The sequence below is a fragment of the Culturomica massiliensis genome, assembly GCF_900091655.1.
In the GTDB taxonomy this organism is placed as follows: Bacteria; Bacteroidota; Bacteroidia; order Bacteroidales; family Marinifilaceae; genus Culturomica; species Culturomica massiliensis.
Genome location: NZ_LT594621.1, coordinates 1,501,242 through 1,522,635, shown reverse-complemented (window position 1 = coordinate 1,522,635; position 21,394 = coordinate 1,501,242). Strand labels below are relative to the sequence as shown.

Below are 21,394 nucleotides of genomic sequence, written 5' to 3'. Positions count from 1 at the left end.
AAAGTGACAACAAAGCCGGAATATTTCCAATTTAAACGAGCGTTTTATTGGTGAAAATAATACATGAAAAATGCCCTCGTCTCACTTATTTTTTCCAAATCAATAGCCTTTTTTCTTCGGGAGTGAAGTAATCTGTTTCTTTCTCAGGAAAAATAATTGTACAATGAATTTTGCGTTTTATCAAATCCTCTGCTTTTTTTACAAGGCTATTGAAATAATCCATATCGATATTCTCTCCGACAATAACCAAGTCGATCAGGTTAGAATCAATACCTACAGCAAAATCTCCACGAACCCATACACGGGATATGTCTCCGACACGCTCAACTACACCTTCAATGACTTGAGTTATACCACTATGCTTTAGTACTAAACTACGAATATCTCCGAAAAGCGGATGCCGTGGATTTGCTTGATACACCTTTTTATTCCCTTCAGATTCGGCACATAACAAACCGGCTTCTTCCAAATGATTTAATTCCAACCGAATAGCATTTGTCGATTCGCCAAATTCATCTGCAAGCCCACGTAAATAGGCTTTCATGGATGAATTCAAAAAAAACTTTAAAAGTAATTTAATCCGAGTTTTGGAAGTGATCAGACTATCTAACATGCATATACAATGAAACTGCTGTTTACAGCTTCGCCCGGTAAGTCCCAGGTTATGGAACAGAATGATAAAGAAAATTCAATTCTGCGCAACAAATTTACTCATTTAACTATACATTTCAAAAGTCTGTTGAATAATTTTTTATTTTCTTTCAAAGATTGCAATATGATCATGGGAACAAGACTGTTGTATGAAATCTCCAACCATACACTTCCATTCTGTACGAAAAGTATAACATTCGCTCTACTGTCATCTGGGTGATAAAGAATTATTTTCGTCCGATTATCTTCTATAGCGTAAAATGATTACGCTATACCCATCTGTTTCTACAAAATATACAAAACTATTACGGGAGAACCATGCTCTTTCAAAATGAAACAAAGTAAAGATCCTTTTATATCCAGTAAAAACGCTCGTTTTATTTTGCTTTCTTTTCCCTCTTTACACTACTTTAAATTTATACATATAACTTGTTGACTATTTGATAACTAAATAAATATTTAAATCATGTTAAACACGAGGTCAGTCCTTATTACTGGTGGCACAGGCTCTTTTGGAAAAAAATTTGTAGAGACTATATTGCGAGATTATCCTGCAGTTCGAAGAATTGTTATTTATTCTCGGGATGAATTGAAACAGTTTGAGTTGAAACAAAAATATCCGGAAAAAGAATATCCTCAGTTACGTTTTTTTATCGGAGATGTACGGGATGGAGAGCGTTTAAAGCGGGCTTGTGAAGGTATTGATGTAATTATTCATGCTGCGGCCATAAAGCAAGTAGATACGGCGGAGTATAATCCGGATGAATGTGTAAAAACCAATATACATGGAGCCCAAAATGTGATTAATGCAGCATTGGCAACGAATGTGAAGCATGTTGTGGCATTATCGACTGATAAAGCATGTGCACCGATAAACCTGTATGGTGCTACAAAGTTATGTTCTGACAAATTATTTGTTGCAGCAAATAATATAAAAGGAGGTCGGGATTTGCGTTTTTCGGTTGTGCGTTATGGAAATGTAATGGGATCCAGAGGATCGGTCATTCCTTTTTTTATGAACCGAAGGTCAACGGGAGTACTTCCTATTACTCATGAGGAAATGACTCGATTTAATATTTCATTACAAGCGGGAGTCGATTTAGTGATGTTTGCCATCGGACATCACTTAGGCGGAGAAATTTTTATACCAAAAATACCTTCATACAAAATTGTAGATGTAGCTAAAGCCATAGCTCCGGATGCAAAAATTGAAATTGTCGGGATACGTCCGGGGGAAAAATTGCATGAAGAAATGATCACTCCGACGGATGCCATGAATACGATTGATCTGGGAGCTTATTATGCAATTCTTCCTTCTGTATCAGATCGTTATACGAGAGAAGATTTTATTAAATATCATAACGCAACACCTGTCCCGGAAAATTTCCATTATAGTTCTGATAAAAATACCGAGTGGGAAACAGTAGAATCCATGCGTGAAAAAATAAAAAAATTTGTAGATCCTAATTTTGAAATTGAATGAAAGTTGTCGCCATTATTCAAGCCCGTTGCGGATCGACTCGGTTTCCGAATAAGGTTTTTGCTGACATCTGTGGAAAACCGTTAATTTGGCATGTTATAAATCGATTAAAATTTGCTTACACTATAGATGAGATCGTATTAGCGACTACAACAAATTCTTTAGATGATAAATTGTACGAATGGGCTATTCTTAATCATATAACTGTATTCAGAGGAAGTGAAAATGATGTTTTGAATCGATATTATAATTCAGCAATTACCTGTAAGGCTGATATTATTATACGCATAACTGCAGATGATCCTTTTAAGGAACCATTAATTATTGATCGTGCTGTTCGTGTTCTCCAGGAAGAAAAGGCAGATTTTGTTTGTAATAATTATCCACCTACTTTTCCTGAAGGATTAGATGTGGAAGTATTTACCAGGAAAGCTTTGGAAGTAGCTGAATCAAAATCGGTCAGTTCTTTCGAACGTGAACATGTTACACAATATTTCTATCGTAATCCGTCAGATTTTAAGATTATAAATATTGCTCATACTGAAAATATTTCAAATTTAAGATGGACGATTGATACAGAAAAAGATTTCTTTATGGTTGAAAGGGTATATTCATTTCTATATAGAGAAACTGATGAGATCTTTCATATGGATGATATTCTTCAATTGATCAAACAATATCCCGATATAGCTCAGATGAATTCAAATGTTACCCGTAGTGAAATGTATAAAAATAAATAATTATGGAACGTATTTCCCAATTAGAGCGTGATTATGTCAATCAGGTTTTAGATAATGCTTTTGCAACTTCTTTAAATTCTGTTTTTACTAATAGATTGGAATCGGCTTTTGCCGAGCGATTTCATACGGCTTATGCAATCGGACACTGTAATGGTACGGAAACAATGCATACTGCACTAGCAGCCTTAGGTGTTTTGGCTGGAGATGAAGTGATTGTTCCGGCGTTGACAATGACCAGTACTTCTTTAGCTGTATTGCACAATGGTTCTATTCCGGTGTTTGCAGATGTAGATCCTGATACTTTTCTTATAACAGCTGAGAGTATTGAGCGAGTGATAACTGACAAAACGAGAGCTGTTATTACTGTATCACTTTATGGATTATCACCTGATTATGATTCTATCTTAAGTGTTTGTCGAAAACATAATCTTTTTTTAATAGAAGATAATGCAGAATGTTTTCTGGGTAAATATAAAGGAAAAATTGTGGGGGAATTTGGTGATTTTTCGAGTTTCAGTTTTCAAGCGAGTAAGCATTTGACAACTGGTGAAGGTGGAATGCTTATTACAAATAATGAAACATATGCGGATAATGCGCGTCGTTTCAGTTGCCTCGGATATGCAGGAGTTAGTGCTAAGAAAGGTAAGATTACCCGCAATGACATTCAGGATCCCAAATACAGTAGACATATTGCTATGGGGTTTAATTATCGTATGTCTGAACTACAAGCTGCAGTCGCTTTAGGACAATTGGAGCGTATTGAAGAATTGGTTGATAACCGTTTGAAAATTGCTGAAATCTTTGATGAAGCTATTGGAGATACGACTTTATTGAAGCGTCAGGCAGAGCCTGAAGGTATAGTTAATTCTTATTGGTCATATAGTTTAGTGCTGAATACGAGTAAACCAGATACGGATTGGTATAAATTTCGTGATCTATTTCAGAAAAATGGAGGTGATGGGTATTATGCTGCTTGGAAACTTTCCTATAATGAGCCTTTTTTTCAAAATATTGTTCAAAATATGAAAGGTGTATGGCAAAAATATAATGCTGATTTGTGTCCTATTTCAGAATACTTACAAAGCAGAATGATACAATTAAAGACGAATTACTGGAATTTGGATGAAGCCAGGCAACAAGCTAAAGTATTACGACAAACAATTAATCAATTTAAATAGAAAGTTATGGGACCATTCAATAAAGAAATTAAAATCGGAAGCCGGCTTGTTGGGCAAGGGCTCCCTACGTATATAATTGCAGAGATCGGAGGTAATTTCGACGGTAGTATCGATAAAGCGAAACGTTTGATCGATGCAGCGAAAGAGTCCGGTGCAGATTGTGCAAAGTTTCAGACATTCACAGCTCCGACAATTGTTTCGGAAGGGGGATTTTCCAGGATGCAACTGAAAGGGGTTCACGGTTCTTGGGGGAGAACCGTCAGTGAAGTGTTTAAAGATGTAGAATTTCCGATGGAATGGCATCAAGAGATCGCAGATTACTGTAAGCAAGTTGGAATTGATTTTTCCACTTCTCCTTATTTTAAAGAGGCTGTTGATTTATGTGTTGAATTGGATGTGCCTTTTATTAAAATCGGTTCCGGTGATATTACCTGGTTGGAAATGCTGGATTATATTGCCCGTACGGGGAAACCGTTGATGTTGGCAACAGGTGATGCTACATTGTCGGAGATAGACGAGGCTGTCAGAACGATAGAAGCTACAGGAAACCGGAATCTTATTTTGATGCAATGTATTACCAATTATCCATCTAAAATAGAGAGTGCCAATGTTAATGTGTTGAAAACCTATCAGTCGGCTTTCGATGTATTGACTGGATATTCGGACCATGCACCGGGACCGGTAGTTGCTTTGGCTTCGGTGGTATTGGGAGGATGTGTGATTGAGAAACATTTTACATTGAATAAAAAAGACAAGGGGCCTGATCATCCTCATTCCATGGAACCACAGGATTTTAGACAGATGGTCGATTACGTTCGGGAAGTAGAACGAGCCATGGGAAGTACCCGGAAAGAAGTGGTTGCCGAAGAAGGGGAAACGGTTTATGTACAACGTCGTTGTTTATATGCCAAACGGAACTTACCGAAAGGACATATTATGACTGAAGAAGATATTGATGTATTGCGTCCGGCTTTAGGGATTCCTCCTAAATATAAGTCCGTTATCATTGGAAAAACCTGTAAAGAAAATATAGAAAAAGGACAACCTTTATTTTGGGAAAATTTCTGATGCTCACGGAAAGAGAGATTTTCATAACTTTGGTCGATAACGATTTGATCCGGGCGTCTGATGCCATTATTCTACTGGAGGGTGACGGATTCAATCGTTATCGGCATGCGGTAAAGCTTTTTCAGGAAAAATGGGCTCCGTTGATTGTATTCAGTGGAGGGATTACAGATTATGCTTATGGGAGTTTCCCCTATGCGGAAATAAAACCATTGCTTTTACAAGCGGGCATTCCCGAGGAAAATCTGTATCATGAAGTCCGATCTTTAAATACCAGGGAACAGGCGGAAGAGATTATAAAACTTTGTTTGCAACGGGATTGGAAGAAGATTATACTTGTCGCGTCTCCTTATCATCAATACCGGGCCTATCTGACCTTTCTAAAATCGGTTCTGGAGGCAGAAGCTGAAATCGTGATTTATAATGCTCCGGTCGACCAGTTGGAGTGGTTTACTCCACAGCCCTGGGGTGATCGGTATTCCTGTTTACAACAGGAGTTTGATCGGATTGAAAAGTACTCGGTCTTGGGACATTTAGCAACTTATTTTGAAGCAATTACTTATCAAAAATGGAAAGAAAGTATAGTATCGTACTGATATTGAATTTTATATTAGCGATTTTGTTTTTTCATTCATGTGCTCATAAGGAAGAAGGTATGAGCGAAGATATAGAATGGTCTGACAGTTTTGGTTTAGAGGATATAAAGCTTATCTGGAAGGAGAAGCATGCAGCTTTTACTTCTCTGATAAAATTTAATAATAAATATTTCGTTGCTTTCAGAGTCGGAGAAAAACATGTAAGTAGTGGTGAAATTGAAAACGGATATATCCGTGTTTTGGTGTCAGACAATTTATCTCAGTGGAATTCAATAGACTCATTAACATATAACGGAGATTTGAGAGATCCTTTTTTTTCTATTTCACCTCAAAATGAACTTTTAATGTTGTGTGGAGTTAATCAAATGGAAAACGGTAAAATCATTCATGATAAAACAGTATTGAGTTCCTTTGATAAAAAAGTAAATAAGTTTCGTAAATTCTCAGATGTTATCATGGATGATAATACCCGGCCCTGGTTATGGAAAATACGGTGGTGTGGAAAGACTGCCTGGGGATTCGCCTATAAAGAAGGTCTTACTCCACTCCTTATGAAATCGACAGATGCGAAACATTGGACAAAAATATGCTCTCTTCCTGTTCAAACGGAGAATATTCCATCAGAAGTTGATCTCGCTTTTATTGATAAGGAAGAAATGATTGTCGTCGTTAGAAATGATAACGGTCGGGCTGTGATCGGGCGTGCTATGCCTCCTTACCTGAATTGGAAAATAGAGCCTATGGGAATATGGATAGGTTCACCGAATCTGCTTGTAAATTCCCATTATCAACTTTTTCTTACCTATCGTCTTTATGGTAACGGCGGTATCGTAAATTTCACTTTTTCCATGTTAGATACCATGGAATTAAAATTGATAAAATCTTTGAATATTTTCGAAGGTAGCTATTATGATATGGGCTATGGTAGCTCTATATTGGTTGATAATGGAAAAAGCATACTTACTTCTTATTACATTGCCGGAGAGGATAATGCCGGCATTTATATTGCAAAAATATCTACAAAGTAAAACAATTATGAATTGTAATGAAGCGAAACAATTGTTCGCTGATAATTTTATCGGGATTCAGGAGTTAAAACCTTTGCTTCGAAAATTAGACTGTGAAATTGATTTAAATGATATTGATATTCCAATTCTTTTTGAAGATCGGGATTTGTATAAAGCAGCGAAAGATGGTTTTCTTCTTATCCTGGTTATTCCTGATGTTAAGGAAGGTCTTTTTTCAATACGTTCATTGCGCTCATGCTTCGGCATAGATCCGGATAAAGAGGTTCCTTGTTTTTATAATCAAGATTGGTATCTGAATGAAGATTTTATTGACTTTGCAGTAGCTCCCGGTTGGTATTTACTTCAAAAAAATCCTCCGGACTCTACGAGAGCCGTTATGCCCGACGTAATTCTTGCTTCAGAAAATAATATCACGTTTCCTTCTGCAATGCTCTGTGCCTATACATTTTTCGCTTATAGGTTAGCTTACGGAAAAAATCTTTGGGAAACTGATTTTGTATGGTGTAGCGATTTAGATCATAACGGGGACAGGATATATGTAGGTAAATATCATGATATAGACGGAGTTAATAAAGATGGTTTTAGTATTCATCGCCATTTGAAATTGCGGCCGTGTTACACGGCTATTTCTGTTCGTTAACCTTTTTTATGATTCATTCTTTTAAAGGTCTTTCCAAATCGCTCTTGTTTATAGATTCATTTATGGTGTTACTGAATCTGTCAACAAGTTATTCGATTATACCTTATTTATTATTCGGACAGTACGATCGTTACGTCAATATGCTCCTGTTTCTGGGATTCAATATTTTATATGTATCCGTACGATTTAACAAACCATTTACTATTCCTCGAAAAGATGCTCTTTTTTATATTTATTTGATTTTAAATGTATGCAATTTTTTTTCGGCTATTTTGACCGATACAGGATGGAAGTCAGCATTGATTTATTTAACTTTGAATACGGTTTTTTATCTGATATTACATAATCTGTTTAAAGATTATCGAAGATATTATACAACAGCAAAATCCTTATGGTTTATATCTCGCGGATATTTATGGCTTGTCGGTTTGTGTATTTTTAGTTGCGTATTTATGTATTTATTGATAAAAACAGGTATAAATCCTCAGATGAATTCTGTAAATACAAGATATGATTTGTTTAGTGATAATTATAACAATTTGGGTGCGGATTATTATTTACCATATTATCTCTCGGTTTTCCTTGTCTCCTCTGATATAAGAATTCCTTTTTTTCAAGATCAGGGATTCGTGTTAGGTATTTATCATGAACCGCATATTCTAACATTTATGTTATTTCCGGCCCTGTTTTTATCATTGTATTATATTAAAAAAAACAAATATATAATAGTTACTCTGTTGGTTTTCTTATTGATATTACTTTTAGCTGGATCTACAACGAATATTTTAGCTGTATTGTTATGTGTGATTTTTTATCTTATCCACAATATGTTTTTTATAAATAAGAAAACATTCTTAAAAAATTTTGCAATTATAATTTTGATATTGACCGGTTCGTTTTTCATTTATTCCTTACTTAATATTGACGATTTGTTTTTCATTTTTGCTAAGTTGGGGTCCGGTTCGATGGACTATACCCAGGCAACTTTGGAATTTGCAGTTACACCTAAAACTTTAATCGGATCTTCATTTTTTAATCTAAGTTATTTGGATAGAAGTAGTTTTACTGTTACAGGAAATAGAGATATAGGATATATTAATTTTGTTGTTAATATCGTTTTTTTACTCATTTGCGGTTATTATATGTTGAGATTATTCCTTTCGAAGAATCCATATAAAATGGCTGTTTTTTTATTTGCAGCTTATTTTTTTATTCATTCTACGAAAGTGGCAATGGTGAGCTATTCGTTAACCATGTTAATGTTTGTGATATTTCTTATGTCACGAGTGGCAAAACTGAACGACGAACAGTGCATAGAATGTCATTATGTTTAAGTTTTTATCCACAATATTAAGAAATAAGATTTTTCTTTATGTAGGTACACGGTATGTTACCTATGCTTTCCAATTCATAGCCTCTTTTTATATTGCACTTAAATTAGGACCGGTTGGTTTCGGAGTCTGGAGTTTTATTTTACTTCTGATCAATTTTTATAATATTATTGATTTTGGAATTTCTAATTCAATTAATATTCTTTTGGTACAGGATAGGGAGGTCGAAGAACGTAGCTCCAGTCATATATTATCATCTATTATTATAACTATCGGTTTAAATATTTTGGTGATCCTCAGTTTTATTATTATTAAGTATGCCCATTTCGGTTTTTTGTTAAAATATGATATTGGAATATATCTTCCGGCTATATTGTATACAATTATTGTTTGGAATTTCAATAAAGTTTTTTCTTCTATATACCGGGTAAAGAATCGTCTGTTGGAACTGGCTTTTTTTCAATCGATAATTCCGCTACTTTTCTTTTTAGCCGTCATTTTCTCTCCGGTCAACACATTGTGGTATTTATTGGGGGCTTATATGTTAGGCCAGAGTTTGGCTTTCGCCGTATTTATACTTAGGAAACAAATAACGATAAAAGGGGCTATTTCCTGTAGCAGTATGAATACCGTTTTTTTTAAAGGATTTTGGTTATTTCTCTACAATGGAGCTTTTTATCTTATTATGTTTTCGACCTCTTCTTTTGTTAGTGCCTATTATTCTGTTTCCGATTATGGAAAATTCAGTTTTGCATATACACTAGCTCATGCCATTCTCCTATTTCTGGAAGCTTTCGGATACATTGTATTTCCTAAAATCATACAAAAATTGAAAGGAAATAATTTTGAAGAATGTAAGTCAGTTATTTTAATGATACGCAACAGTTATCTTATGGTTGTACACGGCTTGGTATATCTGGCTTTTCCAGCTTTTTACTTGCTTTGTTTGCTTATGCCGAAATATGGGGATATACAACGTATGCTTTGCGTTGCAGCCTTAACGATATTGCCTTATGCTAATGCTTTTGGATTAAATACTTTTTTAATGGCACAAAATAAAGAAAGAAGAATTTCTTGTATTTCCTGTATTTCTTTAATTGTGAATATAGGTCTTTTATTTTTATTTATTCGTGTATTCAATTTTTCTTATGATTTAATACTTGTGGCTACTCTTGTAAGTTATGTGTTATTTACGTATCAATGTGCTCTGTATACATTAAAAGTAATGGGAGAGCCATTCAAATTTTTGAAAGTTTTAGAAATGGCTTTTCCAGTAAGAATAAGTGTCTCATATCTATTTACTTTAGTGGCAACATACTTTTTTTCAGAGAGAGGGCATTTTATATGGTTATTGCTTCCCTTGATTGTATTTCTTTTAATGAATCGTACGTCACTTGGTAAAACAGCTGCCATGATTGTACAACTGGTGAAAAGACCGGAAATTATCGATTTGAAGTAGAAATGTTTTATCGATTTGAATTTTCTCTGTACAAATAATACTAAATATAAGGGATATATATGGACGAAGAAGTTCTCCTTAAGGAATTTGTGAAAAAAGAAGAAGAGAGTGGTTGTTATACTTGTTGTGTGGCCGGTGATTATGTGTATAATATTATACGGGCGGATATCAGAAGACTTTATATAAAAACGAATGGATTAGAAATAATGCCTTTTACTTCTCCATTACAGAAAAGAAAGGCTATTCTGTCTTTTTTTATATCATTTTGGCACCTGTTAAAATTAAGCATAAAACGTGGTCATATCGATAACATTATTTTTCCTTTTCATCGGGTCGAAAAAGTAGATAACCTTTATATTGATAAATTTACAGACCCGGTTATAGAATTTAGCTCGTTAAAAAATAATTGTCTGATTTTTGAACGAAGTAGAGCCGGTGTTCACTGTACTCCACGTATTCATGCGAAAATGGTAGTATTTACAGATGTTTTCGATGTTTTTGCCCGACTCTATGCCATTTTATTTTCACGTAGATTCGGTAAAAAATATAAAAATCAATTTAACCGGCTTTTTGAAATTGTGAACCATTTAGTCCCCTATTCTGAGAATGATAGAAAATGTGCAATCCGTAAAATAATGGAATATCGAGCCTTGGCTTATTTTTACAGGAATGTTTATAGGAAGCTATCGCCTAAACGGGTTTTGGTTGTTCCCAGAGTCGCATTTTTACCTCAAATGGTTGAAGCCAAAAAAAGGGGAATAACAACAATAGAGTTTCAGCATGGTATTACTTATGGGGAGACATCAGTATATTCCGGTCGGCGTGAATCTTTGTTCACCCCGGATTATTTTTTTGCCTTTGGTAATATGCCTCCCCGAAATGTGTATGGCATTGATGAAAACCGGATAATAAACATTGGATGGGCATTTCCTTTGTTGCTAAAGAAATTAAGCACAATATGCCCATTTTCAGATAAAGATATTCTGATTATTTCAGATCCGGAAATAACAGATAAAATTGTGAATATCGTTGAAATTTTAGCAGAAGCTAATCCTGCCTATACTTTTCATATACGTCCTCATCCGATGGAAATATTGCAAAGAAAACATCGGATTGTTATAGATTGTCGGAAGAACATCCTTTTACAGGATAATAAGATCAATTCCAATGTTGTACTCAATAGCTTTATACATATTATAGGTGAAAATTCGACAGTACTTTATGAGGCTCTTGCTATGGGGAAAAAGGTTGGTAAATTGTGTTATCCGGCTTTTCGACCCAAGTATCTTAATCCAACAGATAAAGAGGCTGTTTGGGAAATCGCTTCTCAGGAAGATTTTGAAAAGTATGTATCTGAAAGTATAGCTACACGACGGTCTTTGTCTATCTATTCAGAATTTGACGGTAAAAAAATAGATGAGTTGTTTTAAATAATTAGATAAAAATTGAAAATGAAAAATTTAATTATCATAGGTGCCGGGGGAATGGGACGTACGGTATATGATTTAGCTAATGAATCCGTAGGATATGGGGAGGATTTCAGTATTAAAGGATTTATAGATGATAATCTTCAATCTCTTGAAGGTTTTGATAATTATCCTCCTTTATTGGGTAGAATTTGTGAATATATACCTCAGCAAAATGACGTTTTCATTAGTTCTATTGGGGGAAATTGTCGTGTCGGATGTACTGAAACTATTGAAGCCAAGGGTGGAAAATTTGTGAATATCATTCATAAAACGGCCCGTATCGGAACGAATGTGAAAATGGGACACGGCAATCTTATCGGGGCTTTTGTTTCTATTGGAGCCGATGTTTGTATTGGTAATTACAATATGATACAATCTTATACCGTAATTGGTCATGATGCCCGGATAGGTAACGAAGTTAGAATTGATACGCAGGTTGTTTGTGTAGGAGGTATAATTGTTGAAGATGAGGTTTCGATTCACACTCATGCTGTTATCAGTCATAATGTTATTGTAGGACAAGGAGCCAAAGTCGGAGCTTGTTCTTTCGTGATGCGAAAAGTAAAACCCGGTACAACGGTTTTTGGTGTACCTGCAAAAATTTTATAGAATAAATTTAAATATTGAGCGAGTATGTTGTATGTCTTTTCAAGATTTAAAGAATGTCAGAATCGATTTGAAAAAGAAAAAAGAAGTTTATGGTGGAAAGGAGTATTTTTTGTAGATTGGATAATTGCTTTTTTTATTCATGGAGCATCAATAAATGACTATTTTGCTTATCGTTTCTTTTATCTGAGGCGTTCAGGAAGGAAAGAGTTTATCACCTTTCGCCGGCATAAAAAGATACAAGCAATATGTAATCCTACATTGACGGATAGAGAATTATGCAGAGACAAAGCTTGTTTTAATCGTCATTTTTCGGCTTATTTGGGACGTAATTGGTTAGATGTATCTACTTGTACCTTTCAGGAATTCTGCAATTTTTTTTTAAATTATGAGGTTGTTTTTCTTAAGGATATTTCTTCTTTTAGAGGTATCGGTATAAAAAAACTTCAATCTTCAGACGTTAATGTAGAGAAACTTTATCAGCAATTACAGACTAAAAAAGAGGCGAATTATATATTGGAAGAACCGATAATTGAAAATGATGAATTGGCTTCATTTCATCCCTGGTCAATCAATACAATCAGAATTGTTACTGTTTATAATGAAAAAACAGATAAAGTTTATTTGATGAATGCAAGAATTCGTATGGGAAATAATAAAAATAATGTAGATAATTTTCATTTTCAAGGGATTGGTGCCAATATAGATATTCAAAGTGGGGTAATAAATTCCCTCGGTTATGATATGTTCGATAATACCTATATATGTCATCCGCTTACCGGTAAACAAATTGTAGGGTTTCAAATACCTTGTTGGGAAGAGTGTAAATTATTTGTAGAAAAAGCTGCGCGTATGATACCAACAGTCAGGTATATCGGTTGGGATGTAGTAATAGGAGTAAACGGTAACTTTTCTTTAATAGAAGCCAATGATAATGCTGATCATGATTTCCAGCAATTATACAATAAAGGACTCTGGAAAGAATATCGCAAAGTATTGAGTAAAATACATTAAATAACTTATGAATTATGGAGATAAATAAATTCATCGACAAGTTTGCAGAACAATTTGACGATACGGATCGTCATGAGTTTAAAACGGGAACTGTTTTCCATGAACTGGAAGAATATAGTTCGATTATTGCACTATCCATTATCGGAATGATAGATGAGGAGTACAACGTGACGATAAAAAGTGAAGAAATGCGTCAGGCTGTAACAATAGAAGATTTGTACAATATCGTAAAATCTAAGTTGTAATGAATCCGGAACTTCCGTTTGCTTTGAGAAATAAAACAATCATGGTTACAGGTAGTGCTTCCGGTATCGGACGGTGTACGGCTATTGCCTGTGCTATGGCAGGTGCAAAACTTATATTGGCAGATATCAATGAAGAAGGCCTAAAAGAAACATTGTCATTACTGAAAACAGAAAATTGTATTCAGAACCATGAAATACGGGTAGCGGATTTATCTACTGACGAGGGATTAACAGCTTTGATTGATACGTTGTCTATCTTAGATGGGGTTGTTTTTTGCGCTGGTATCGGTATAACTAAAACAATCCCTTTTTATTCCAGAGAAGATTTTTATCGGGTTTTTGATATTAACTTTTTTGCTCCTGTGTTATTAACAAAATTACTTGTTAAGAAGAAAAAACTCAGTAAAGTCTCTTCTTTGGTTTATTTAGTCTCGGTAGCAGGCGTGTTTTCGTTTAAACCAGGAAACGGGATATATGGAGCGTCTAAAAGTGCACTTCATGGATTTGTGAAATTCGCTGCCCTGGAATTGGCTGCAAAAGGTATTCGATGTAATGCTGTATGTCCAGCTATGGTAGAGACACCTTTTTTACAAACAGTGTCTTTATCGCAGGAAGACATAGAGAATGATAAGAAAAAATATCCTTTTAAACGTTATGCCCAACCGGAAGAAATTGCTCAGGGATGCGTTTTTTTGTTATCTGATGCCTCCTCTTATATGACTGGACAAGATTTGGTACTTGACGGAGGGCGATTATTGAATTAGATAAAAATACTATGTTATTAGATAAAAAGGTTTGCATTATAACGGGAGCAGCTCAAGGGATCGGTAAAGTGATAGCAGAACAGTTTGCTTCAGACGGAGCGATCGTATATGCTTGTGATCGTACAGAAGGTCTGATGGATTCTTGGGCGGAATGTATAAGTAAAGAAAACGAAGGAAAGATTTATCCGGTTTCTTTTGATGTGACAGATTCTTTGGCGGTAAAAAATGCGATAACAAATATCTATAAAGCGGAAGGACGTATAGATACCCTTGTCAATAATGCAGGAGTAGTGTTTAATCGTAAACTAGGAATGATTACGCGGGACGAGACTGAATTTATGTTCCGGGTTAACGTTATTGCTGTCATAGAATTGATACAGTTAGTTGCGCGTCTTATGGGACGTAAAGGAGGGGGGGCTATTGTTAATATCGCTTCTGTAACGGCAGTTGTCGGTTCTCCTGGACAAGTTGCCTATTCGGCAACGAAAGGGGCCGTTATTTCATTAACCAGATCGGCTGCGAAGGAATTGGCCCCGATGGGAATACGTGTGAATGCCGTTGCTCCGGGCATTATTAAAACGGAACGTTTCACAGAACTTTACGAGGAAAGTGCGGATAAGATTGATTTACGCATTCAGAAGATTGCGTTGGGGCGTTTGGGAACCCCATCCGATATTGCTAATGCCTGTGCTTTTTTAGCATCGGAAAGAGCTTCATATATATCCGGACAGATATTGGGTGTTGATGGTTGTGCTACCATATAAGCGAATCATAAAATGTTATTGGATATAGATAAGAAAGATAGTAAAGCTGTTGCTGCTATAGATTCGTCAGGTGCGGAGCTCCGTTATGGTGATTTAGTTCATTTTATCGGTTCTATGCCGCAATTATTGCCCCGGCGGTCTTTGGTTTTTCTGCTGGTAGAAAATAATGTCGGTGGAATTGCGTGGACAATGGGAATGTTAGGGGCCGGTGTGGTACCGCTCATACTTAATGCCCGGCTTGATCATGAGTTGTTTACACAATTGAATGAACGTTATAAACCTGCATACCTTTGTGTACCGAAAGAGCAGAAAGAAAAATATGATTATGGTGAAATTGCTTCCGGATACGGTTATGTAATCCTGAAAACCGGTGAAAAAACCGGTGCTCTTCATGATAGTTTATCACATTTATTACCGACCTCCGGTTCTACTGGAAGTCCTAAATTAGTACGACATTGTTATAGAAATATAGAAGCAGCCGGCTTGAATATTTCTACATTTTTCGAAATAAAGGCCGAGGATAAAGCTTTAATGGTGCTTCCAATTTATTATACAATGGGGCTTTCCATGATTTTTAGTCATTTATATGCCGGAGCAACAATTTTGATTACCGGTTTGAATATGACGGATCCTGCCTTTTGGTCTTTTATGAAGGATAAAAAGGCGAGTAGTTTTACAGGAGTGCCGTATAGTTTTGAAGTTCTTAATTTAATGAGATTTTTCCGGATGAGTTTTCCTGACCTTAGATTGCTCACGCAAGGAGGAGGCCGTATGGAACGTAAATTAAATCTGAAATTTGCGGAATATTGTCATGACCACGGAATGAAATGGATTGCGACTTACGGACAAACAGAAGGCAGTGCCCGGATGGCTTACTTACCACCGGAGTATGCTATTAGTAAGGTCGGCAGTATCGGACGGGCAGTACCGAATGGTGAATTATCATTGATCGATGATGCGGGAAAACTGATCGAAGAACCATATAAAGAAGGAGAAATGTGTTATCGGGGTAAAAATGTCACGATGGGATATGCACAAACAAAAGAAGATCTTTTATTGGGTGATGAACGTAATGGATGGATGCGTACAGGTGATATAGCCTATCGGGATGAAGACGGTTTTTACTTTATCGTGGGACGAATGGGAAGGTTTTTGAAATTATTCGGTATGCGCATAGGGCTTGATGAGTGTGAGCAAATTGTTAAGTCTAAGTTTTCGACAGAATGTGCGTGTTTCGGTACAGATGAGAAAATGATTGTTTGCATTACCGAATCAAATATATTACAGGCTGTAAAGGAGGAATTGGTAGAAAAAACCAGACTTGTTGCTTCAGCATTTGAGATAAAACGAGTAGAGTCATTACCGAAAAATGAAGCCGGTAAAATATTGTACAGTAAACTAAAAAATCAAATAGAATCATTATGACAAATTTAGAGAAATATGACGAAGTTTTTGTAGAAGTATTTGCAGTGGATAAGAATGCCCTGAATGAGAACTTTAATAAAGAAAACGTAGAGTCCTGGGATTCTATTCATCAGTTAAATATTACGGCAAATTTAGAGGAAGTGTTTGATATTATGTTTGAACCGGAAGATATTATGGCAATGACCTCCTATCAGGCCGGCAAAACGATATTGGGAAAATATAATATAGAACTTTAATTTTATTAAGAGTTTAATTTATTATGGCAAGATGGAGTATCAAAAATGTTGCTTTACGCGGAGTTTCGCTTTGCGTACCTGATCGTGTTGTAAAAACCGAAGATTTTGATTTTTTTACGTCTGAAGAAGCGGAAACATTTAATAATACAGTAGGTATAAAAAGCCGTTATTTAGCAACAGAAGATGTTTGTGCATCAGATCTTTGTCAGGTTGCCGGAGAGAAGCTTTTAAATGAATTAGGATGGGCGAAGGAAAGTATTGACGTGTTACTTTTTGAGTCTGTAACCGGCGACTATAAGACTCCTCCGACATCGACACTTTTGCAAGATCGGATGGAATTGCCTGAAACTTGTTTTGCTATGGATATTCCCATGGGATGTTGCGGTTGTATGTATGCTATTACCGTGGGAGCTAATTTACTCTCCTCGGGTAATGTAAAGCGGGCTCTTCTTTTAGTGGGGGATACAGCCGTGAGAATGGGATCACTTAAAGATAAAAGCAGAGTGCCTCTGTTCGGTGATGGTGGTACGGCTCTCGCCTTGGAATATGATACGGAGGCGGATGATATACTTGTAGATTTCCGGACAATGGGAAAAGGAGGCCCGGCATTGATGACGCCTCACGGGGGATTTCGTCATCCGGTAACTCCCGAATCGCTTATCTATGAAGATTTCGGTAATGGGATTGTAAGAGCTCCTATACATACTTTGATTAACGGGATGGATGTATTTTCTTTTGCGATTTCCCGTCCTCCGAAAGCGGTACTTTCTTTTATGGAAGATTATGGTATTGATAAAGATAAAGATATAGATTATTTTCTGATTCATCAGGCAAATAAAATGATTGTTGACAGGGTCGTAAAGAAGCTCAAATTAGATATAACTAAAGTTCCTTATAATTTGGAGGAATACGGTAATTTGGGGGGAGCTTCTTTGCCTTCATTAATGGTTAGTCGATTAAGAGAACAATTGATGAGAGAACCTAAAACGTTACTGATGTCTTCTTTCGGTCTTGGACTTACTTGGGGAACGATGCGGTTGAAAACCAAGCCGATGATTATTCCAGAAGTGATTAAATTGTAGATGATATTATATGGGTACTTTGATGGTAGCTGGAATTCGTATGACTTGAACTATGTAAAATAGAATGGTAAATATAAAATATGTATAAAAATGGTTTAAAACGTTTCTTTGATTTTGGGGTTGCTTTATCGGGGCTTCTTTTTTTATCACCGGTATTACTTATTGTTATGGGGATCTTAATATATGCCAATAAGGGAGCCGGAGTATTTTTTTTACAGGCTCGTCCTGGAAAAAAAAGAAAAATATTTAAGGTGATTAAATTCAAAACAATGACGGATAAACGAGATGATCATGGAAATTTATTACCGGATGTGGAGCGTTTAACAAAAGTAGGCAAATTTGTCCGTGCCGTTTCTTTGGATGAATTACCTCAATTAATTAATATTTTAAAAGGGGATATGAGTTTAATTGGCCCACGTCCGCTTTTAGCCAAATACTTGCCTCTTTATACCTCCGAACAGGCACGTCGGCATGAGGTCCGTCCTGGAATCACGGGATGGGCACAGGTTAACGGAAGAAATGACATCACCTGGCAAAAGAAGTTTGAAATGGATGTTTGGTATGTGGATCACCTTTCATTTAAATTGGATATGCAGATTCTTCTGATGACAGTGAAAACAGTTTTATTGCGTAGAGGTGTAGCTAAGGAAGGGTGTGCTACCACCGAACCGTTTAATGGGGAAAATTGAAAGTGAGTAGATATCGGTTGTGAAGTTGTTATATAAAATTAAATAAAGGCATAAATTGGAAGTGATATTACATGGATTTCGACAAATGTAATAATAATGTTTCATGGCCACTGTTGCAGTATTGAAACAGATACATACATTGGTAAAAATTGTGTAATTGGAATCAATGCTATTATAATGTCGGAAGTGATTATTAGTGATCAGTGTATTATCGGAGGCGGAGTTGTCGTAACTCCAAAAGTTTCTTCTCATTGCATTGTTGTCGGAAATCCTACTAAAATGATTAAGAGGGAATTCAGGTGAATGACAAGGGATAAATTGTTTAAATATAGATTCATTATCAATATTGTATATACATTTAATTATGAAATCAAGAATTTGGCTCTCTTTGGCCCATATGGGGGGAAGGGAGCAGGAGTTTATACGGGAAGCGTTCGATACGAATTGGGTGGTTCCGCTGGGACCGAATGTGGATGCTTTTGAAAAAGCGTTGGCAGCGTATTTACGGGAAGATAAGCACGTTGTGGCGTTGAGTGCGGGGACGGCTGCCTTGCATTTGGGATTGATCTTGTTGGGAGCCGGAGTCGGAGATGAGGTGATTTGCCAGAGTTTTACCTTTTCCGCTTCTGCCAATCCGATTATGTATCAGGGGGCTAAACCTGTATTTGTGGATAGCGAGGCTTCGACCTGGAATATGGATCCGGTGTTGTTGGAAGAAGCAATAAAAGACCGGTTGCGCAAAACCGGCAAATTACCCAAAGCGATTATACCGGTACATTTATACGGAATGCCAGCCCGGTTGGACCGGATTTGTGAGATTGCCGGGCGATACGGAATACCGGTGTTAGAAGATGCTGCAGAAGCTTTGGGATCGGAGTTTAAGGGACGGAAATGCGGTACTTTCGGTGAATTGGCTGCCTTGTCGTTCAATGGAAATAAAATGATAACTACTTCCGGTGGGGGAGCCTTGGTTTGTCGTTCGGAAGAGGAAGCCGGGCAAGTGAAATTTTATGCGACTCAGGCACGGGATGCGGCTCCGCATTACCAGCATTCACATATCGGTTATAATTACCGGATGAGTAATATTTGTGCGGGAATCGGCCGGGGCCAGATGTTTGTATTGGAAGAACATGTGGCTCGCAGAAGGGCAATCCATGCTTTATATACTTCTTTGCTGAAAGATATTCCCGGAATCAGTGTATTGCAGAATCCTTCCTCGGATTTCGATTCGAATTTCTGGCTGACTTGCATTACCGTCGACCCGCTTGTGGCGGGATGTACCCGGGAAAATATCCGTCTGGCGCTGGATGCGGATAATATCGAGAGCCGACCCTTGTGGAAACCGATGCATTTGCAACCCGTATTTGCCGAAGCTCCGTTTTATGGGAACGGCACTTCTGAGCATCTGTTCGATATAGGTCTTTGCCTGCCTTCCGGACCGACGCTGACGGATGAAGACATCAGGCGGGTGGTGGAAGTCGTAAATAGTCAGGTAGATCGACTTCATTAATCATAAATTTTTATTACCACTTTTGAATCTCTTCTGTTCTTTTTTCTTTCTGGTTGAAGGGAATCCTTCAATTCCGTCAGCCAGCGTAACGGTTAGATTCTAATATATAATTATTTCGGGGAGATGGAAAATATGCTGTTAACAGGAGCCTATGGTTTTGGGGGAGAATATTCGGCTTTTTTTTATCTTCTGTTTATTCACTTTCAAAGGGGGGACGGAATGAGCTAAGCGATTATAAAGTATATCTAAGTAAAGAAATCCCTTGTCTGAAAGAGAGTTTTCATCTGGTTGTTCAGCCGGGGAAGCCCATTTTACTCCAGCTACCTGGTAGGAAAACATGGATTCTATCGGAGGAAGGTAGAGGTACGAAAAATATATGTACAGCTTTAGAGGCCGACCGAAAAGTAAAACTTTCGGTCGGTTCTTTTTTAATTCTTTTCCATTCTTTCTTTTTGCTTCTTTCCTCTTTGTCTCTTTTCTTGCTTATTTGGCTACTTATTTTGTAAAAAAATACAAAAAACAGTCCACTGTCCTGTTTTTCAATAATTTCATCATATTATGAGCCATAGCGAGTAATGCGAACTCCACTTCCACCTTCTTTATTTCTCTGAGCATAAACCTGTTAAACTTCTTATTCTTCTTCAACTGTCCGAAGACCGCTTCCACTTCCACCGGCCGTTTACTTCTGTGTTCCATCCCTTCTTTACTCATGAGTAACTCCCGTGCTTTTCTTTTATATTCCAACAACTTATGATTTAACTCTATCGTTCTGTTTCCCTGTGCTTTATAACATTTATTTCTGAGCGGACATCCCTGATAGTTCGCTGCCTGATATACAGACACTTCTGATTCATACCCCAAGTCAGATATCCTCTTTTTCTGACTGCTAAAATTCATGTGCTGCCCCATCAGACAAACCATAAAGTCCCCCTGAGGATTATAAAATAAATTTTGTGGAAGAAAGAGATTACTAGTGAACTTCTTCTTCTGTTCCATATGAAAGTAATTGTATTTCACATATCCCGTAATTTTTTCCTGTTCCAGATATTCATAATTTTGTTCACTGCCATATCCGGCATCGGCAACCACTACGTGAGTGTTGAGATTTTCCAGTCCGTAGCGTTCTTTAAATGCTTCCAGGTAGGGAATCAGCAGGGCGGTATCTCCCGGACGCTGATAAATACCGAAGTGGGTGATGATCTGATTTTCAGTGGAGATCTCTACATTGTAAGCCGCTTTGAGCTGTCCGTTTCCCATATGATCCTCCTTCATCTTCATAAAAGTAGCATCGGTATCGGTTTTGGAATAACTGTTGCGTTCTCCGAGGATTGCGAGTTTGTCTTCATACTCCTGCAGTTTGGGTAACAGTTTGTTTTCCAGTTCCCTGCAAGCCTTCCTGACAGTTTTGGAAGGAGTATACAA

Annotated in this window: 23 protein-coding genes; 21 read left to right on the top strand and 2 right to left on the bottom strand. The window is 36.7% G+C overall.

Translation table 11 applies throughout. The annotated features are described in order from the left end of the window. Window positions 1–85: 85 nt before the first annotated feature. Window positions 86–544, bottom strand: coding sequence for a helix-turn-helix domain-containing protein (locus BN8908_RS07815; protein ID WP_021988465.1), 459 nt, complete (start codon window positions 542–544; stop codon window positions 86–88). A 573-nt stretch (window positions 545–1,117) separates the two neighbouring features. Here BN8908_RS07815 and pseB point away from each other — a divergent pair. The 21 genes from pseB (at window position 1,118) to BN8908_RS07710 (ending at window position 19,972) form a co-directional block, all read left to right on the top strand. After that, on the top strand, window positions 1,118–2,134 hold the full coding sequence (gene pseB, locus BN8908_RS07805; protein WP_068689906.1) for a UDP-N-acetylglucosamine 4,6-dehydratase (inverting): 1,017 nt from the start codon (window positions 1,118–1,120) through the stop codon (window positions 2,132–2,134). After that, a complete protein-coding gene (locus BN8908_RS07800; protein WP_068689904.1) occupies window positions 2,131–2,871 on the top strand; it encodes a cytidylyltransferase domain-containing protein in 741 nt (246 codons plus the stop codon). Before pseB ends, BN8908_RS07800 begins: the two co-directional genes overlap by 4 nt. A 2-nt stretch (window positions 2,872–2,873) precedes the next feature. Beyond that, complete coding sequence (locus tag BN8908_RS07795) at window positions 2,874–4,049, top strand: DegT/DnrJ/EryC1/StrS family aminotransferase (RefSeq protein WP_068689902.1); 1,176 nt, start codon at window positions 2,874–2,876, stop codon at window positions 4,047–4,049. Between the two features lie 6 nt (window positions 4,050–4,055). Beyond that, window positions 4,056–5,117: an N-acetylneuraminate synthase family protein gene (locus tag BN8908_RS07790; protein WP_068689900.1), complete on the top strand. Its 1,062-nt coding sequence runs from the start codon at window positions 4,056–4,058 to the stop codon at window positions 5,115–5,117. Next, window positions 5,102–5,710 (top strand): YdcF family protein, encoded by a 609-nt coding sequence (locus tag BN8908_RS07785; protein ID WP_235837420.1) that lies wholly within the window; start codon window positions 5,102–5,104, stop codon window positions 5,708–5,710. Before BN8908_RS07790 ends, BN8908_RS07785 begins: the two co-directional genes overlap by 16 nt. Further along, window positions 5,683–6,738 carry a hypothetical protein gene (locus BN8908_RS07780; RefSeq protein ID WP_068689896.1) on the top strand — a complete coding sequence of 352 codons (1,056 nt, stop codon included), beginning with the start codon at window positions 5,683–5,685 and terminating at the stop codon, window positions 6,736–6,738. The genes BN8908_RS07785 and BN8908_RS07780 overlap by 28 nt, the downstream gene beginning before the upstream one ends. Next, the gene (locus BN8908_RS07775; protein ID WP_235837419.1) at window positions 6,656–7,378 is read left to right on the top strand and encodes a hypothetical protein; all 723 of its coding nucleotides are present in this window, start codon (window positions 6,656–6,658) and stop codon (window positions 7,376–7,378) included. Before BN8908_RS07780 ends, BN8908_RS07775 begins: the two co-directional genes overlap by 83 nt. Before the next feature lie 452 nt (window positions 7,379–7,830). Next, entirely contained in the window at window positions 7,831–8,712 is an 882-nt protein-coding gene (locus BN8908_RS07770) for a hypothetical protein (RefSeq protein ID WP_148453235.1), read from the top strand. Beyond that, window positions 8,705–10,168 (top strand): oligosaccharide flippase family protein, encoded by a 1,464-nt coding sequence (locus tag BN8908_RS07765; RefSeq protein WP_068689889.1) that lies wholly within the window; start codon window positions 8,705–8,707, stop codon window positions 10,166–10,168. The genes BN8908_RS07770 and BN8908_RS07765 overlap by 8 nt, the downstream gene beginning before the upstream one ends. Window positions 10,169–10,227: 59 nt before the next feature. Next, window positions 10,228–11,598 carry a hypothetical protein gene (locus BN8908_RS07760; RefSeq protein WP_068689887.1) on the top strand — a complete coding sequence of 457 codons (1,371 nt, stop codon included), beginning with the start codon at window positions 10,228–10,230 and terminating at the stop codon, window positions 11,596–11,598. A gap of 21 nt (window positions 11,599–11,619) precedes the next feature. Further along, window positions 11,620–12,246 (top strand): PglD-related sugar-binding protein, encoded by a 627-nt coding sequence (locus BN8908_RS07755; RefSeq protein ID WP_068689885.1) that lies wholly within the window; start codon window positions 11,620–11,622, stop codon window positions 12,244–12,246. Window positions 12,247–12,270: 24 nt separating this feature from the next. Further along, a complete protein-coding gene (locus BN8908_RS07750; RefSeq protein WP_068689883.1) occupies window positions 12,271–13,257 on the top strand; it encodes a sugar-transfer associated ATP-grasp domain-containing protein in 987 nt (328 codons plus the stop codon). 14 nt (window positions 13,258–13,271) lie between these two features. Then, the gene (locus BN8908_RS07745; RefSeq protein ID WP_068689881.1) at window positions 13,272–13,502 is read left to right on the top strand and encodes a phosphopantetheine-binding protein; all 231 of its coding nucleotides are present in this window, start codon (window positions 13,272–13,274) and stop codon (window positions 13,500–13,502) included. Then, entirely contained in the window at window positions 13,502–14,266 is a 765-nt protein-coding gene (locus BN8908_RS07740; protein ID WP_068689879.1) for an SDR family NAD(P)-dependent oxidoreductase, read from the top strand. Before BN8908_RS07745 ends, BN8908_RS07740 begins: the two co-directional genes overlap by 1 nt. Before the next feature lie 11 nt (window positions 14,267–14,277). After that, window positions 14,278–15,030, top strand: a complete 753-nt coding sequence (locus BN8908_RS07735) for an SDR family NAD(P)-dependent oxidoreductase (protein WP_068689877.1) — start codon at window positions 14,278–14,280, stop codon at window positions 15,028–15,030. Between the two features lie 12 nt (window positions 15,031–15,042). After that, window positions 15,043–16,455, top strand: a complete 1,413-nt coding sequence (locus BN8908_RS07730) for an AMP-binding protein (protein WP_068689875.1) — start codon at window positions 15,043–15,045, stop codon at window positions 16,453–16,455. Beyond that, a complete protein-coding gene (locus BN8908_RS07725; RefSeq protein ID WP_068689873.1) occupies window positions 16,452–16,691 on the top strand; it encodes a hypothetical protein in 240 nt (79 codons plus the stop codon). The genes BN8908_RS07730 and BN8908_RS07725 overlap by 4 nt, the downstream gene beginning before the upstream one ends. A 23-nt stretch (window positions 16,692–16,714) precedes the next feature. Then, window positions 16,715–17,773, top strand: coding sequence for a 3-oxoacyl-ACP synthase III family protein (locus tag BN8908_RS07720; protein WP_068689871.1), 1,059 nt, complete (start codon window positions 16,715–16,717; stop codon window positions 17,771–17,773). Between the two features lie 80 nt (window positions 17,774–17,853). Beyond that, complete coding sequence (locus tag BN8908_RS07715) at window positions 17,854–18,462, top strand: sugar transferase (protein WP_068689869.1); 609 nt, start codon at window positions 17,854–17,856, stop codon at window positions 18,460–18,462. 96 nt (window positions 18,463–18,558) lie between these two features. Continuing rightward, window positions 18,559–18,765: an acyltransferase gene (locus tag BN8908_RS19150; RefSeq protein ID WP_074042457.1), complete on the top strand. Its 207-nt coding sequence runs from the start codon at window positions 18,559–18,561 to the stop codon at window positions 18,763–18,765. A gap of 61 nt (window positions 18,766–18,826) precedes the next feature. After that, on the top strand, window positions 18,827–19,972 hold the full coding sequence (locus BN8908_RS07710) for a DegT/DnrJ/EryC1/StrS family aminotransferase (RefSeq protein ID WP_068689867.1): 1,146 nt from the start codon (window positions 18,827–18,829) through the stop codon (window positions 19,970–19,972). A 495-nt stretch (window positions 19,973–20,467) separates the two neighbouring features. On the opposite strand, the gene BN8908_RS07705 is transcribed toward BN8908_RS07710, so the two are convergent. Next, window positions 20,468–21,394 carry a transposase gene (locus tag BN8908_RS07705; protein WP_068689865.1) on the bottom strand — a complete coding sequence of 309 codons (927 nt, stop codon included), beginning with the start codon at window positions 21,392–21,394 and terminating at the stop codon, window positions 20,468–20,470.